The sequence below is a fragment of the Mycobacterium sp. genome (assembly GCF_032159565.1).
Classification (GTDB): Bacteria; Actinomycetota; Actinomycetes; order Mycobacteriales; family Mycobacteriaceae; genus Mycobacterium.
Window position 1 is genome coordinate 1 of sequence record NZ_JAVHWR010000220.1, and the last position, 14,308, is coordinate 14,308.

The window sequence follows — 14,308 nt, forward strand, 5'->3', positions numbered from 1 at the left end:
CAGCAGCCCCGCGGTCTCGTTCTCGTCCTGGTGCACCGTCACGACTGTCACCGCCGAACCCATCCGGCGCTGATACTCGGCCATGGCGGGCAGTTCGTCGGCGCACGGCCCACACCAATACGCCCACAGGTTGAGCACCACCGCGCGGCCGGCAAGGGCCTTCGCAACGTTGACGTCGGCGCCGTCGCTCGCACACTCGACCGTGACTCCCCGCAGTTTCGGCGGCCCCACACCGGGGCCGTCGGCCGGACATGGCGGCAGGTGTGCCCGCGCCCGCGGCTCGGCGAGCGCCTCCGAAGTGTCGGCGTCGCGCTGCTCCCTGGCGGGCGCTTGGCCCGGTGCTTGGCCCGGCCCACCCGTCGGTCCACTCCGGTCCAGCTGGACCCACAGCCCGACTCCGAGCGCGACGACGACGGCCAGCACCGCCACGGTCCATCGGGTCGACGTGCTCATGACGCGGGCGAGGTCGGCTACAGCCCGGCCAGCGCCAGCAGGTGTTCGGTCTCCGGCCCCTTCACCAGCGGCGCAGCAACAAGCGGATCCGTCGGTCCTTCCCCGAACGACGGGCAGTCCTTGGCGAGTACGCACACGCCGCACGCAGGCTTGCGGGCATGGCAGACGCGGCGGCCGTGAAAGATCACCCGGTGGCTGAGCAGGGTCCACTCGCGGCGCTCGATCAGCTCACCGACCGCGTGCTCGACCTTCACCGGGTCCTCGAGCTCGGTCCACCGCCACCGCCGGACCAGCCTGCCGAAATGCGTGTCGACCGTGATGCCGGGAATGTCGAAGGCGTTGCCGAGGATCACGTTGGCGGTCTTCCGGCCGACGCCGGGCAGTGTCACGAGCTCCGCCATGGTGGCAGGCACCTCGCCGTCGAACCGCTCGACGAGTTCCTGGCCCAGCCGGATGAGCGAGTTCGCCTTGTTTCGGTAGAAACCCGTCGGCCGCACCATTTCCTCGAGCTCGGTGCGGTCGGCCTGCGCGTAGTCCTTCGCGGTCCGGTACTTCTTGAACAAGGCAGGGGTGGTCAGGTTGACGCCCTTGTCGGTGCTCTGCGCCGAAAGTATGGTCGCTACCGTGAGCTCCAGCGGGTTGGTGAAGTCCAGCTCGCAGTACACATGCGGAAACGCCTGCGCGAGTTCGCGATTCATCCGCCGCGCCCGTCGGACCAAGCCGATATGCGTCTCTGAATCCCATTTGCGCGCAGCGGCCTGCCCGCGCGGCTTGGCCTGCGCCGCTTTCTCGGCCGAAGGGCCACCAACAGTCACGCTGCAAGCGTACTGAGCGCGCCGACAATCCGAGGTGCGGACCGGTGACAATTCGTGATCCCACCGAGATGTTCGGCGTGTTTACTACCTCCTTGTGTCGTCGTTGCTCGTGGTACTAATCCCGGGGTTGCTGATGCTCGCGACCTTCGGGCTGGAGCGCCTCGAATCGGGGCTCGACCACGACACCGTTTCGGCCGCCGATGTCGCCGAATTTCTCGAGCAGGCGCAGGCCGACGACGTTCGCACTCTGGCGCTGGACGGCATGCCGACGGCGTTGGACGGCATGCATCGTCGTTTACACGAGCGCTTCGCCGATGCAGAGGTTGCCAGGCCACTTAGCATCGCAGTCGACTGGCCGAATTTGCCAACGCCGGTCTGTGCACACAACAGCGAAAATCCTGAATTTCAGCCGTCTCGGCACGCCAATCGTGTGTAGCGTGACTAGGCACGAAATAGCCAGCCTCTAGACTGATCTCACAAACCGTTTAGAGGTCGGCATGCGCATGTCATATCACTCAACAGCTTAAGAGGGGCAACGTGGACGAGATCCTGGCCAGGGCCGGAATCTTCCAGGGAGTCGAGCCGACCGCCGTATCCGCACTGACGAAGCAACTGCAGCCCGTCGACTTCCCCCGTGGACACACCGTGTTCGCTGAAGGGGAGCCTGGCGATCGGCTGTTCATCATCATCTCGGGCAAAGTGAAGATTGGTCGCCGGTCCCCGGACGGACGCGAGAATCTGCTCACCATCATGGGCCCGTCGGACATGTTCGGTGAATTGTCGATCTTCGACCCCGGACCGCGGACGTCGAGCGCGACCACTATCACCGAGGTGCGGGCGGTCTCGATGGATCGCGACGCGCTGCGCGCCTGGATCGCCGATCGACCGGAGATCGCCGAGCAGCTGCTGCGGGTGCTCGCCCGCCGGCTGCGTCGCACGAACAACAACCTCGCCGATCTGATCTTCACCGACGTCCCCGGCCGCGTCGCGAAGCAGCTGCTGCAGCTGGCACAGCGCTTCGGCACGCAAGAGGGCGGCGCCCTGCGGGTGACGCACGACCTCACTCAGGAGGAGATCGCCCAATTGGTCGGCGCCTCGCGGGAGACGGTCAACAAAGCACTGGCCGATTTCGCGCACCGCGGGTGGATCCGGCTCGAGGGCAAGAGCGTGCTGATATCCGACAGCGAGAGGCTGGCCCGCCGAGCGCGCTGACCAACTGCGCCGAGATCGCTGACCCGCTGCGCCGAGATCGACATTTTGGCGATTTCTACTCGCACTTTTGCGCCGAAACGTGAGTTTGGGCGTCAGGAACGTAAGTAGTTGAGCTGGGCCTGAACGCTCCATTCGGCGTAGTCCCATAGCTTTTCGTCGACGTCGGTGTAGACGTGTTCGACGATTTGGCGCGCGGTGGCGTCGTCGCCAAGTGTCCGCAGCGCGTCACGAACCTGATCGAGCCGCTCCTCGCGGTGCGCCAGGTATCTCGCGGTCACGGCCTCGAGGTCGTCGAGATCGGGGCCGTGCCCCGGGAGCACCTTTCGGTGGCCAAGGCCCTGCAGCCGCTTCAGCGACTCGAGGTAGTCGCCGAGGGCGCCGTCTTCGGAGTCGATCACCGTCGTGCCCTGCCCGAGCACGGTGTCCGCGGTCAGCACGGCGTCGTCAAGGACGAACGACAGCGAGTCGGCGGTGTGCCCCGGCGTCGCGATCACCGCGATCCGCAACCCGGCGGCATCGACGACCTCGCCGTCGGTCAGCGGGCCACCGAGGCCACGCAGGAACCCGCTTCCGACCGAGCGGACGACCGCGCCGGTGCGCTCGACGAGCTTGTCGATGCCGCCGGTGTGGTCTTCATGCTTGTGGCTGATCAGAACAAGGGGGATTGCGCCGAGATCGGCGATCTTGGCGATGTGCTCGTCGTCGTCGGGCCCCGGGTCGACGATCACCATCTCGTGGCTGCCCCTGCCCCGCAGCACCCACGTGTTCGTGCCGTCCAGCGTCAACAGCCCGGGGTTGTTGCACAGGAGCACCGACGCCGTCTCGGTCACCGGGCGCAACACTCCGTAGGCGGGATGCTGCACGGCCGCGCTCACGCAACCTCTGCCCGATCGTCGCTCACGCGACCTCTGCCCGATCGTCGCTCACGCGACCTCGACGATCAGTTCGACTTCGACGGGCGCGTTCAGCGGCAGTTCGGCCACCCCGACCGCGGACCGCGCGTGCGCGCCCGCGTCACCGAACACCTCGCCGAAAAGCTCCGATGCGCCGTTGACGACGCCGGGCTGACCGTGGAACCCGGGCGCGGATGCGACGAACCCGACGACCTTGACCACCCGGGTGATGGCATCGATACCCACAAGCGAGTCGACGGCGGCCAGCGCATTGAGCGCACAGATCCTGGCCAGGGCCTTGGCCTCCTCGGGTGTCACCCCGCCGCCCACCGACCCGGTCGCAGGAAGTTCACCGGCGACCATCGGCAGCTGCCCCGCGGTGTAGACGAGATTGCCGGTCCGCACCGCGGGCACGTATGCCGCGACCGGTTTGACGACCGGGGGCAGCTCGATGCCCAGTTCAGACAGCCGGGTAGACCAGTCGGTCACTTCGGCCGCTTCAGGTAAGCGACGTGCTGCTCGCCGGTGGGGCCGGGCAGCACCGAGACCAGCTCCCAGCCGTCCTCCCCCCACTGGTCGAGGATCTGCTTGGTGGCATGTGTCAGCAACGGGACCGTCGCGTACTCCCAGCGGGTGGTTTCGCTCATGTGGCCGAGCTTATCGGGCGCCTCACAGGTTTCGTTAGCATGCAAGGGTGGCTACCGAAGCGAACGACCGGAAGACGGTCGGCTGGCCCTCGCGTCTGACCAAGGCGCGGCTGCATTTCGTCACCGGCAAAGGCGGCACGGGCAAGTCCACCATCGCCGCATCGCTGGCGCTGGCGTTGGCCGCGGGCGGCCGGAAGGTGCTGTTGGTCGAAGTCGAAGGGCGCCAAGGCATTGCGCAACTCTTCGACGTTCCGCCACTGCCTTACGAGGAAGTGAAGATCGCCACCGCCGACGGCGGCGGCACAGTCAACGCGCTGGCCATCGACATCGAAGCGGCTTTCCTCGAGTACCTGGAGATGTTCTACAACCTCGGGCTGGCGGGCCGGGCGATGCGCCGCATCGGCGCCGTCGAGTTCGCCACCACGATCGCGCCCGGCCTACGCGATGTGCTGCTCACCGGCAAGATCCGGGAGATCGTCACCCGCGCGGAGAAAGGTAAGCATCCGGTCTACGACGCGGTCGTGGTCGACTCCCCGCCCACCGGCCGGATCGCCCGCTTCCTCGACGTCACCAAGGCTGTTTCGGATCTCGCCAAGGGCGGCCCGGTGCACTCGCAGGCCGAGAGCGTGGTCAAGGTGCTGCATTCGGACCTCACGGCCATCCATCTGGTGACGCTGCTCGAAGCGCTGCCGATGCAGGAGACGATCGAAGCGATCGACGAGCTGCAGGATCTGGGGCTGCCCATCGGCAGCGTGATCGTCAACCGCAACATCCCCGCCTACCTGGCACCTGACGCGCTCGCCAAGGCGGCCGAGGGCGACGTCGACGCCGACCAGGTGCGCGGCGATCTGACCAAGTCGGGAATCACGTTGTCCGACAGCGACTTTGCCGGTCTGCTGACCGAAGCCATTCAGCACGCCACCCGCATCGCGGCGCGTGCCGAGAGCGCGGAGCAACTAGAGGAGATCGAGATGCCGCGGCTCGAGCTGCCCGCCATCCCCGACGGTGTCGACCTCGGCAGCCTCTACGAATTGGCCGAAGCGCTCAACAATCAAGGCGTCCGATGAACGAAATGAGTCGGACCACAAGGAGCGTGAGATGAGCACCACGCCGCCGGCGCTGGACATGGCCTCGATCCTGTCCGACAGGTCCAATCGCGTCGTGGTCTGTTGCGGCGCAGGCGGTGTCGGCAAGACCACCACCGCCGCGGCGATGGCGCTGCGCGCCGCCGAGTACGGCCGGACGGTCGTCGTGCTGACTATCGACCCGGCCAAACGCCTGGCCCAGGCGCTTGGCATCAAGGACCTGGGCAACACGCCGCAGCGCGTTCCGCTGGCCCCGGAAGTGTCCGGCGAGCTGCACGCGATGATGCTCGACATGCGTCGCACGTTCGACGAGATGGTGATCCAGTACTCGGGACCCGAACGCGCACAAGCGATCCTGGACAACCAGTTCTATCAGACGGTTGCCACCTCGCTGGCGGGCACGCAAGAGTACATGGCGATGGAGAAGCTCGGCCAGTTGCTGGCCGAGGACCGGTGGGATCTGGTGGTCGTCGACACGCCGCCGTCGCGCAACGCGCTGGACTTCCTGGACGCGCCGAAACGGCTGGGTGGCTTCATGGACAGCCGGCTGTGGAAGCTGCTGCTCGGCCCCGGCCGTGGAATCGGCAAGCTGGTGTCCGGCGCCATGGGTCTTGCCATGCGCGCGCTGTCGACGGTGCTCGGCTCGCAGATGCTCTCCGACGCCGCCGCTTTCGTGCAGTCGCTGGACGCCACGTTCGGCGGATTCCGGGAGAAGGCCGACCGCACCTATGAACTGCTGAAGCGGCGCGGCACACAGTTCGTCGTCGTGTCGGCGGCCGAACCGGACGCTCTGCGTGAGGCGTCGTTCTTCGTCGACCGGCTTTCGCAGGAGCGCATGCCGCTGGCCGGGCTGATCCTGAACCGGACCCACCCGACGCTCACGTCGCTGCATGCCGACAAGGCCGCGGAAGCAGCCGACGTGCTGGCCGCCGAGGACCCCGAGTCGCTGACCGCCGCGGTGCTGCGTATTCACGCCGCCAGGGCGGGCACCGCCAAGCGCGAGGTTCGGCTGCTGTCGCGGTTCACGGGAGCCAACCCGCATGTGTCCATCGTCGGGGTGCCGTCATTGCCGTTCGACGTTTCGGATCTCGAGGCGCTGCGCGCCATTGCCGACCAGATAACCGGCGAAGCTTCCGCGGCATAGCCGGACGACGATCAAGCGGCCCAAGCCGCTTTGAGAAGTCCGGCAATCAGCTGTAGCCGCGATCGTCGCCGGAGCGGCGTTTCCTCTTAGACGGCGCTGCGGTGTTTGCGCTGGGCGGCGAAGAAGTCGGCCCAGGACACCACCTCGGGGTGCTGCTTGAGCAGTGCGCGGCGCTGGCGCTCCGTCATCCCGCCCCACACGCCGAACTCGACGCGGTTGTCGAGGGCGTCGGCCCCGCATTCGGAAATCACCGGGCAGTGCCTGCAGATCACTGCGGCTTTGCGCTGAGCGGCACCTCGGACGAACAACTCGTCGGGGTCGGCTTGCCGACACCGGGCCTGGGAAACCCATGCGATACGGGCCTCGGCCTCTACTCCTTGGACCAAACTGGTGGGAAGAGTGGTTGTAGTTGTCCTGCGCGCGACTGCCCGTGTGCTCGACACCAGCGTTTCCCCTTAAGTCCAGCCGCCGTTACTTGACGGCTCAGTCCCTTGGTGTAGAACGCTGATGCGATCTACGCCACATTGCGGAGGTCTTTGTTACCTGAATCGCACTGTAGGTACAAGCTAGGTGGTCACACGCTATTTACGCAACAGTTTGTTTGCCCCTTTTTTGGGACAACCGTCCAGACTCGCCGAAGCGGCAGCACCCCTCGATGAGCCGTCACGCCGTTTACGCTGGCAATCCTGCTGCCGGGCGAAGACACGGCGACAACCTCGTTACTCTGTAGGGCATGCCGGAGCGCCCGCCGAATCGACCGCCGGCGACGGTCACGGTCATCAAGTTGGCGTGGTGTTGCCTGTTGGCCAGCGTAGTGGCCGCGGGTTTGATGTTTCCGGTCGTCGGCGGGTTCGGCCTGATGTCGAACCGGGCCTCCGATGTCGTTGCTAACGGCTCGGCCCAACTCGTCGAGGGAGAGGTGCCCGGCGTGTCGACGATGGTCGACGCCAAGGGCAACGTCATCGCGTGGCTGTATTCGCAGCGCCGGTTCGAGGTGCCGGGCGACCAGATCGCCAACACGATGAAGCTGGCCATCGTCTCGATCGAGGACAAACGGTTTGCCGAGCACAACGGCGTCGACTGGAAGGGCACGCTGACGGGTCTGTCCGGCTATATGGCGGGCGACAGCGCCACCCGCGGCGGTTCCACCATCGAACAGCAGTACGTGAAGAACTATCAGCTGCTGGTGATCGCGCAGACCGATGCGGAGAAGCGGGCCGCCATCGCGACCACACCGGCGCGCAAGCTGCGCGAGATCCGGATGGCGCTGACGCTCGACAAGACGTTCACCAAGCCGGAGATCCTCACCCGCTATCTGAACCTGGTGTCGTTCGGCAACAACGCATTCGGCGTGCAGGACGCCGCTCAGACCTACTTCGGCATCGACGCCTCCGCGTTGAACTGGCAGCAGGCAGCGCTGCTGGCCGGCATGGTGCAGTCCACCAGCACGCTGAACCCCTACACGAATCCCGACGGCGCGCTGGAACGCCGCAACCTCGTGCTCGACACGATGATCGACAACATCCCGCAGGAAGCGGATGCGCTGCGCGCCGCCAAGGAGCAGCCGCTGGGCATCCTGCCGCAGCCGCAGGAGCTGCCCCGCGGCTGTATCGCCGCAGGCGACCGGGCCTTTTTCTGTGATTACGCGCTGGACTATCTGGCCCGCGCAGGCATCAGCAAGGAGCAGGTGGCCAGGGGCGGCTATCTGATCAAGACCACGCTGGACCCCGATGTCCAGGCGCCGGTGAAGTCCGCGATCGACGGCATCGCGAGCCCCGACATCCAGGGCATCGCCAGCGTGATGAGCGTGGTCAGGCCCGGCAAGGACTCCCATCCGGTGTTGGCGATGGCCAGTAACCGGACGTACGGCCTCAACATCGACGCCGGGGAAACCATGCAGCCGCAACCGTTCTCACTCGTCGGCGACGGTGCAGGTTCGACATTCAAAATCTTCACCACCGCCGCCGCCTTGGACATGGGAATGGGCATCAATGCCCAATTGGACGTGCCGGGGCAGTTCCAGGCGAAGGGCCTTGGCAGCAGCGACACCCCCGGCTGTCCGAAAGAAACCTGGTGCGTGAAGAACGCGGGCGGGTATCGCGGCGCGATGAATGTCACCGACGCCCTCGCCACCTCGCCGAACACCGCGTTTGCGAAACTGATCTCGCAGGTCGGCGTGCAGCGGTCGGTGGACATGGCAGTCAAGCTCGGCCTGCGGTCCTATGCGCTGCCCGGCACGGCCCGCGACTACGATCCGGAGAGCAACGAAAGCCTCGCCGACTTCGTGAAAAGGCAGAACCTGGGGTCGTTCACCCTGGGCCCGATAGAGGTCAACGCGCTCGAGTTCTCCAACGTCGCGGCGACCCTGGCGTCCGGCGGCGTGTGGTGCCCGCCGAATCCGATCGACAAGGTCTTCGACCGTCGCGGCCAAGAGGTTTCGGTGACCACCGAGACCTGTGAACAGGTGGTTCCCGAGGGTCTGGCGAACACGCTGGCCAATGCCATGAGCAAGGACGACCAAGGGGGAGGCACAGCCGCCGGGTCGGCCGGTTCCGCGGGCTGGGACCTGCCGATGTCCGGAAAGACGGGCACCACCGAGGCGCATCGCTCGTCGGCATTCCTGGGGTTCACCAATACGTTGGCGGCCGCCAACTACATCTATGACGACTCCACCTCGCCGGGCGAGCTGTGCTCGTTCCCGTTGCGTCAGTGCGGATCCGGTGACCTGTTCGGTGGCAATGAGCCGGCACGCACCTGGTTCACCGCAATGAAGCCGATCGCCAATAACTTCGGCGAGGTCAAGCTGCCGCCGACCGATCCACGCTACGTCGACGGTGCCCCGGGCTCGAAGGTGCCCAGCGTTTCGGGCATGGACCAGAATCTGGCACGCCAGCGGCTCAAAGAGGCCGGCTTCCAGGTCGCCGACCAGGCCAACACGGTCAACAGCGCCTCGTCCTACGGCACAGTGGTCGGGACGTCACCGTCGGGCCAGACCGTGCCAGGCTCGATCATCACCATTCAGATCAGCAACGGCATCCCGCCACCACCGCCGCCACCGCCTGCGGGTGCGATCCCTGGACTGCCACCGATTGCCGGCTCGACGGTGGTCGAGATCCCGGGCTTGCCGCCGATCACGGTTCCCATACTCGGGCCGCCGCCGCCTGCGGCGCCACCGCCTCCGTAAACCGTGTGGTCGCGGTAACGCACCGCGGGTGAGAGCGGTACGGGCATCCGACTGGCAGTAGGCTGCCTTGCATGCCCGCCGCTTCGACCCTGAAGAAATCCGCCGCTGTGGCCGCAGGCACTCTCGCGGCCGGTATCGGCTACGCGTCGGTCATCGAGCGGAATGCGTTCGTGACCCGCGAGATCACCATGCCGCTGCTGACCCCCGGTTCAACGCCGTTGCGGGTGCTGCACATCAGCGACATCCATATGCGGCCGAACCAGCGACGCAAGCAGGCGTGGCTGCGTGAGCTGGCTAGTCTGCAGCCGGATCTGGTGGTCAACACAGGTGACAATCTGGCTCACCCGAAGGCGGTGCCCGCCGTCGTACAGCCGTTGGGCGACCTGCTCTCGGTGCCTGGCGTTTTCGTGTTCGGCAGCAACGACTACTTCGGACCGCGGTTGAAGAACCCGGCCAACTACCTGACCAACCCGTCGCACCGCTCGTTCGGTCAGCCGCTGCCGTGGCAGGATCTGCGGGCAGCGTTCACCGAGCGCGGCTGGCTCGACATGACTCACACGCGCCGCGACGTCGAGGTCGCCGGGTTGCGGATCGCCGCCGCAGGCGTGGACGACCCGCACCTGAAGCGCGACCGCTACGAGACCATCGCGGGCCCCGCCGATCCGACCGCGAACTTGCGGCTGGGCGTCACGCATTCGCCGGAGCCCCGCGTGCTCGACCGGTTCGCCACCGACGGCTACCAGTTGGTGATGGCAGGCCACACCCACGGCGGCCAGCTCTGCCTACCGTTCTACGGTGCCATCGTCACCAACTGCGACCTGGACCGGTCGCGGGCCAAGGGGGCGTCGCGCTGGGGCGCCAACATGGCACTGCACGTCTCCGCAGGCATCGGCACGTCGCCGTTCGCCCCGCTGCGGTTCTGCTGCAGGCCGGAGGCGACGCTGTTGACGTTGGTGGCCGCCCCGACCGGCGGTCGTGACGCCGGCACGCGGGTGGGGCAATCTCATCCGACCGCTTCGGTGCGGTGAAAGACGCGCCGTCGAGTGCGACTCGCAGCCGGCCACGCGCGTGGGTGGACAACGCCGTTCGGTTGATCGAGGCCGACGCCCGGCGCAGCGCTGATACCCACCTTCTGCGCTATCCGCTGCCGTGCGCCTGGTGCGACGGCGTCGACGTCGCGCTGTATCTGAAGGACGAGTCCACCCACATCACCGGCAGCCTCAAGCACCGGCTGGCGCGGTCGCTGTTCCTGTATGCGCTGTGCAACGGCTGGATCGGTGAGAACACCACCGTCATCGAAGCGTCGTCGGGTTCGACGGCGGTTTCCGAAGCCTATTTCGCGGCGCTGCTGGGTCTGCCGTTCATCGCGGTGATGCCGTCGTCGACGAGTGTATCGAAGATCAAGCTCATCGAATCACAAGGTGGCCGTTGTCATTTCGTCGCGGAATCATCTCAGGTGTACACCGAGGCCGAGAGGCTGGCGACGGAGACCGGCGGGCACTACCTGGACCAGTTCACCAACGCCGAACGGGCCACCGACTGGCGCGGCAACAACAACATCGCCGAGTCCATCTACCTGCAGATGGGGCAGGAGGCCCATCCGATACCGGAGTGGATCGTCGTCGGCGCGGGCACCGGAGGGACCAGCGCGACCATCGGTCGCTACATCCGATACCGGCGCTACGCCACTCGGATGTGCGTGGTGGACCCGGAGAACTCGGCGTTTTTTCCGGCCTATGCGCAGGGGCGCGGCGACGTCGTCACCGGGATGTCGTCACGGATCGAGGGAATCGGCAGGCCACGGGTCGAGCCGTCATTCCTGCCGGATGTCGTCGACCGGATGCTGACGGTGCCCGACGCCGCGTCGGTCGCCGCCGCACATCACGTCAGCACGGTGCTGGGCCGTCGGGTGGGGCCGTCGACCGGCACCAACTTATGGGGAGCGTTTCACGTGCTGGCGGAGATGGTCGCCGAAGGGCGCAGCGGGTCGGTCGTCACGCTGATCGCCGACAGTGGCGATCGCTACGCCGACACCTATTTCAGTGCCGAATGGCTGGACAGCGCCGGGCTTGACCCGTCAGCCGCCGCCGGTGAGCTCGTGGAGTTCGAGCGGTCCGGCCGCCTGCGCTGATCGTCGGGGTCCCGGGTGAGGGGCCCGTCGGATGTCAGAAACAGCCACAGCGCAGCCAGGACGAAGAAACCCACGTAAATGGACGCTCCCAATCCAGTCATCTCGCGCCTGCCTTAAACCGATGTGCGGCTTCCTGCCGTCATTGTGCATAACGACACCGACAATCAAGTTCCATCCCCGCGGCGTGGCGTGACATGCGTCACTCGATCGCGTCATTCCAGCCACCACTTCGCGCATATCGGCCCGTGCCATATCGATTTGGCAGCGCACCTGGCCGGTGCGATACGCTGTCGTGGCTTCACGCGGGGTGTGGCGCAGCTTGGTAGCGCGCTTCGTTCGGGACGAAGAGGTCGTGGGTTCGAATCCCGCCACCCCGACTCGTGTCATCGCAAGTGAGAGGCCCTGACTGGTCATCCTGGTCGGGGCCTTTTTCTGTGCCAGTCCGCAGCTGGTCCGCAGTACGGGCCTCTAGGACGGTTGGAATTCCCATAGCGCGGGAGAATCGTCGCGACCCTTGGGGACAGGAATGTAGCTGTGGTGTGTCGTTGGGTCCAGAGCCAGTGAATGCGCCCCGTCGGCCAGAAAGGCCGAACCCCGCAGCGTCAGGTGGCCGCGGTCATGATCGAAAACGCTGATCCAGCCGCTTTCGGCGGCGACGTAGACGCGCTTAGCGCCAGCATCGTAAGCCAAAACGTCGGGCGTCTCGCCGACTGCATGATGGTCAATCACGTTTCGGTTCACCAAGTCAACCGTCACCATGCTGGCGTTGGCTTCACAGCCGACGAACATCACCTGGTCTGTGATATCAAGCGCCTGGCCGTGCGGATGATCGCAGCCCGGTGTTGGAATCCGCTCCGTCACCGTAGAACTGTCCGGGTCCATAATGGCGAGGTCGTTACGGCCCTGCACCGCGACCACCATCTGGTCGAGAAACGAGTCGTAGACCACGTTCCCTACCTCACCGCCCAGCGGAATCGTTGCCCGCACTGCGCCGGTCTCAGCGTCGATCACCGTTTCGGTGCCCGCATTCTCGTTGGTCGTCCACACCGTGCGCCGAACCGGGTCGTAGGCCAGCCCGTCTGGATAGGTGCCAGTCGGCGCGCGGAACACGACCGCTCCGGACTCTTCGTCGATGGCGACTAACTGGTTGTTTCCGGTCGCGGTCGCGTAGACCCGATGCGTGTCGGGAACGACGATGACCCCATGGATGTCGGGCAGGTCAGGCAATGTCCGCACGACGGCGTGGGCGCGTATGTCAACGTCGATGAGTTCACTGGCACCCATGTGGGCGATGAAGAGCCGTCCGCGTTCGGCATCCAGCGCGGTGTAGTCGAACCGAACCGGACCACCACTGAGTGGCGTCTCGGACACCTGCCGCAGCGGTAACTCAGTCGACCGCGGTGATGTCGAGCATCCCGCCACGGCAACCGTCAAGACCGCCCCGGCCAGCAGCCCTGTCCATTCATGCACCGCCATCGCCCTTACTGCACTCGCCCACGGTTCAGTGCGCTGGCTTTCGACCGTACCCGCCGCCTTGCGACTGAGTTCTCCGTTGTCAAGGGGGCGCCCTAATCGCCTGCCGCTACCAGAGGCCTATTATCTATGAATGAATGCAGATAAGGGAGCTTGTGCTCGTCGGCTTCCGGACGACCAGGTGGACCTGGTGGTCGAAGTGTTTCGAATGCTGGCGGATGCCACCCGCGTCCAGGTGTTGTGGGCGCTGGTAAGCCGTGAGATGTCGGTCAACGACCTGGCCACTCATGTCGGAAAACCCGCGCCGTCGGTATCCCAGCACCTGGCGAAGCTGCGGATGGCGCGGTTGGTCCGCACACGTCGCGTGGGCACCACCATCTTCTACAGCCTCGACAACGACCACATTCGGCAACTGGTCACCGACGCGGTCTTCAACGCCGAACACGCCGGACCCGGCGTGCCCGGCCACCACCGCGACGCCGCCGAACTAGCGACCCTGCATCCCGACACCGTCAACGCCGAGCTGAACGCGGCCCGAGCGAAGGGACGACCCGCGTGACGCACGAGAGCCGTCAGGACGCCGTCGACGGACACGATCATGGGACTGATCACAGTCATGGCCACAGCGACGGACACGTCCACGGCGGACGCGGCGGCAAGCTCGGTGCCGCGCTGCGGGAAGTATTCGCCCCGCATAGCCACGACGCCTCCGACAGCATCGACGGTGCCTTGGAGTCCAGCGCCGCCGGAATCCGGGCGGTGAAGATCAGCCTTCTCGCACTGGGTGCCACGTCGGTCGCTCAATTGGTCATCGTGATGGTCTCGGGATCGGTTGCGCTGCTCGCCGACACCGTGCACAACTTCTCCGACGCCCTGACTGCTATTCCGTTGTGGATCGCGTTTGCACTCGGAACCAAGGCCGCGACGCGGCGCTACACCTACGGGTTCGGTCGTGCCGAAGACATCGCGGGACTGTTCGTGATCGCAATGATCACCATGTCAGCCATCATCGCCGGATTCGAATCGATCCGACGCCTGATCAACCCGGTGCCGATACAGCATGTCGGCTGGGTCGCGGCCGCCGGTCTAGTCGGGTTCATCGGAAACGAACTCGTCGCCGTCTACCGAATCCGCGTCGGGCGTCGTATCGGCTCAGCCGCCCTTGTCGCCGACGGATTACACGCCCGCACAGACGGATTCACCTCGCTGGCCGTTCTCTTCGGAGCAGGCGGCGTCGCCCTGGGTTTCCCCCTGGCCGACCCCATCATCGG

The 14,308-nt window shown here is 66.0% G+C and carries 16 protein-coding genes and 1 tRNA gene; 10 read left to right on the top strand and 7 right to left on the bottom strand.

The window, feature by feature from the left end; genetic code table 11:
- On the bottom strand, positions 1 to 453 hold a 453-nt coding region (locus QOC76_RS30100), incomplete at its 3' end, for a TlpA family protein disulfide reductase (RefSeq protein ID WP_526363485.1).
- 17 nt (positions 454 to 470) lie between these two features.
- Positions 471 to 1,151 (bottom strand): endonuclease III, encoded by a 681-nt coding sequence (gene nth, locus QOC76_RS30105; RefSeq protein WP_526363510.1) that lies wholly within the window; start codon positions 1,149 to 1,151, stop codon positions 471 to 473.
- Between the two features lie 250 nt (positions 1,152 to 1,401).
- Here nth and QOC76_RS30110 point away from each other — a divergent pair, with 250 nt between their 5' ends.
- Positions 1,402 to 1,704 (top strand): hypothetical protein, encoded by a 303-nt coding sequence (locus QOC76_RS30110; protein ID WP_526363512.1) that lies wholly within the window; start codon positions 1,402 to 1,404, stop codon positions 1,702 to 1,704.
- A 101-nt stretch (positions 1,705 to 1,805) separates the two neighbouring features.
- Entirely contained in the window at positions 1,806 to 2,480 is a 675-nt protein-coding gene (crp, locus tag QOC76_RS30115) for a cAMP-activated global transcriptional regulator CRP (RefSeq protein WP_526363487.1), read from the top strand.
- A gap of 92 nt (positions 2,481 to 2,572) precedes the next feature.
- Here crp and QOC76_RS30120 read toward each other — a convergent pair whose 3' ends face one another.
- Genes QOC76_RS30120 through sp36 form a run of 3 tightly spaced genes read right to left on the bottom strand, consistent with a single transcriptional unit; the run spans position 2,573 to position 4,020 of the window.
- Positions 2,573 to 3,343 (bottom strand): MBL fold metallo-hydrolase, encoded by a 771-nt coding sequence (locus QOC76_RS30120; RefSeq protein ID WP_526363514.1) that lies wholly within the window; start codon positions 3,341 to 3,343, stop codon positions 2,573 to 2,575.
- Between the two features lie 60 nt (positions 3,344 to 3,403).
- Positions 3,404 to 3,862 (bottom strand): RidA family protein, encoded by a 459-nt coding sequence (locus QOC76_RS30125; protein WP_526363489.1) that lies wholly within the window; start codon positions 3,860 to 3,862, stop codon positions 3,404 to 3,406.
- A complete protein-coding gene (gene sp36 / locus QOC76_RS30130; RefSeq protein ID WP_156662974.1) occupies positions 3,859 to 4,020 on the bottom strand; it encodes a Sp36 family protein in 162 nt (53 codons plus the stop codon). The genes QOC76_RS30125 and sp36 overlap by 4 nt, the downstream gene beginning before the upstream one ends.
- Before the next feature lie 47 nt (positions 4,021 to 4,067).
- Here sp36 and bagA point away from each other — a divergent pair, with 47 nt between their 5' ends.
- Together bagA and bagB are read left to right on the top strand one after the other, a co-directional pair.
- Positions 4,068 to 5,087: an ATPase BagA gene (gene bagA, locus QOC76_RS30135; RefSeq protein WP_526363492.1), complete on the top strand. Its 1,020-nt coding sequence runs from the start codon at positions 4,068 to 4,070 to the stop codon at positions 5,085 to 5,087.
- Between the two features lie 31 nt (positions 5,088 to 5,118).
- The gene (gene bagB / locus QOC76_RS30140) at positions 5,119 to 6,249 is read left to right on the top strand and encodes an ATPase BagB (protein WP_526363494.1); all 1,131 of its coding nucleotides are present in this window, start codon (positions 5,119 to 5,121) and stop codon (positions 6,247 to 6,249) included.
- An 86-nt stretch (positions 6,250 to 6,335) separates the two neighbouring features.
- Here bagB and QOC76_RS30145 read toward each other — a convergent pair whose 3' ends face one another.
- On the bottom strand, positions 6,336 to 6,692 hold the full coding sequence (locus QOC76_RS30145) for a WhiB family transcriptional regulator (protein ID WP_526363496.1): 357 nt from the start codon (positions 6,690 to 6,692) through the stop codon (positions 6,336 to 6,338).
- A gap of 290 nt (positions 6,693 to 6,982) precedes the next feature.
- Here QOC76_RS30145 and ponA2 point away from each other — a divergent pair, with 290 nt between their 5' ends.
- The 4 genes from ponA2 (at position 6,983) to QOC76_RS30165 (ending at position 11,941) form a co-directional block, all read left to right on the top strand.
- On the top strand, positions 6,983 to 9,433 hold the full coding sequence (ponA2, locus tag QOC76_RS30150; RefSeq protein ID WP_526363498.1) for a transglycosylase/D,D-transpeptidase PonA2: 2,451 nt from the start codon (positions 6,983 to 6,985) through the stop codon (positions 9,431 to 9,433).
- Positions 9,434 to 9,504: 71 nt separating this feature from the next.
- Positions 9,505 to 10,461 carry a metallophosphoesterase gene (locus tag QOC76_RS30155; RefSeq protein ID WP_526363500.1) on the top strand — a complete coding sequence of 319 codons (957 nt, stop codon included), beginning with the start codon at positions 9,505 to 9,507 and terminating at the stop codon, positions 10,459 to 10,461.
- Entirely contained in the window at positions 10,458 to 11,564 is a 1,107-nt protein-coding gene (gene cds1 / locus QOC76_RS30160) for an L-cysteine desulfhydrase Cds1 (protein WP_526363502.1), read from the top strand. The genes QOC76_RS30155 and cds1 overlap by 4 nt, the downstream gene beginning before the upstream one ends.
- 303 nt (positions 11,565 to 11,867) lie before the next feature.
- Positions 11,868 to 11,941, top strand: a tRNA-Pro gene (locus QOC76_RS30165).
- A gap of 91 nt (positions 11,942 to 12,032) precedes the next feature.
- On the opposite strand, the gene QOC76_RS30170 is transcribed toward QOC76_RS30165, so the two are convergent.
- Complete coding sequence (locus QOC76_RS30170) at positions 12,033 to 13,040, bottom strand: YncE family protein (protein WP_526363504.1); 1,008 nt, start codon at positions 13,038 to 13,040, stop codon at positions 12,033 to 12,035.
- Positions 13,041 to 13,170: 130 nt separating this feature from the next.
- On the opposite strand from QOC76_RS30170, the gene QOC76_RS30175 reads away from it, so the two are divergent.
- Together QOC76_RS30175 and QOC76_RS30180 are read left to right on the top strand one after the other, a co-directional pair.
- On the top strand, positions 13,171 to 13,596 hold the full coding sequence (locus QOC76_RS30175) for an ArsR/SmtB family transcription factor (protein ID WP_526363506.1): 426 nt from the start codon (positions 13,171 to 13,173) through the stop codon (positions 13,594 to 13,596).
- Positions 13,593 to 14,308 (top strand): cation diffusion facilitator family transporter (locus tag QOC76_RS30180; RefSeq protein ID WP_526363508.1); only part of this gene is annotated, 716 nt, incomplete at its 3' end. The genes QOC76_RS30175 and QOC76_RS30180, both read left to right, overlap by 4 nt.

Coding starts and splice junctions, on each gene's coding strand:
- nth (WP_526363510.1), bottom strand. CDS start 1,151: ATGAATCGCGAACTCGCGCAGGCGTTTCCGCATGTGTACTGCGAGCTG.
- QOC76_RS30110 (WP_526363512.1), top strand. CDS start 1,402: ATGCTCGCGACCTTCGGGCTGGAGCGCCTCGAATCGGGGCTCGACCAC.
- sp36 (WP_156662974.1), bottom strand. CDS start 4,020: ATGAGCGAAACCACCCGCTGGGAGTACGCGACGGTCCCGTTGCTGACA.
- bagB (WP_526363494.1), top strand. CDS start 5,119: ATGAGCACCACGCCGCCGGCGCTGGACATGGCCTCGATCCTGTCCGAC.
- ponA2 (WP_526363498.1), top strand. CDS start 6,983: ATGCCGGAGCGCCCGCCGAATCGACCGCCGGCGACGGTCACGGTCATC.
- QOC76_RS30155 (WP_526363500.1), top strand. CDS start 9,505: ATGCCCGCCGCTTCGACCCTGAAGAAATCCGCCGCTGTGGCCGCAGGC.
- QOC76_RS30170 (WP_526363504.1), bottom strand. CDS start 13,040: ATGGCGGTGCATGAATGGACAGGGCTGCTGGCCGGGGCGGTCTTGACG.
- QOC76_RS30175 (WP_526363506.1), top strand. CDS start 13,171: ATGAATGCAGATAAGGGAGCTTGTGCTCGTCGGCTTCCGGACGACCAG.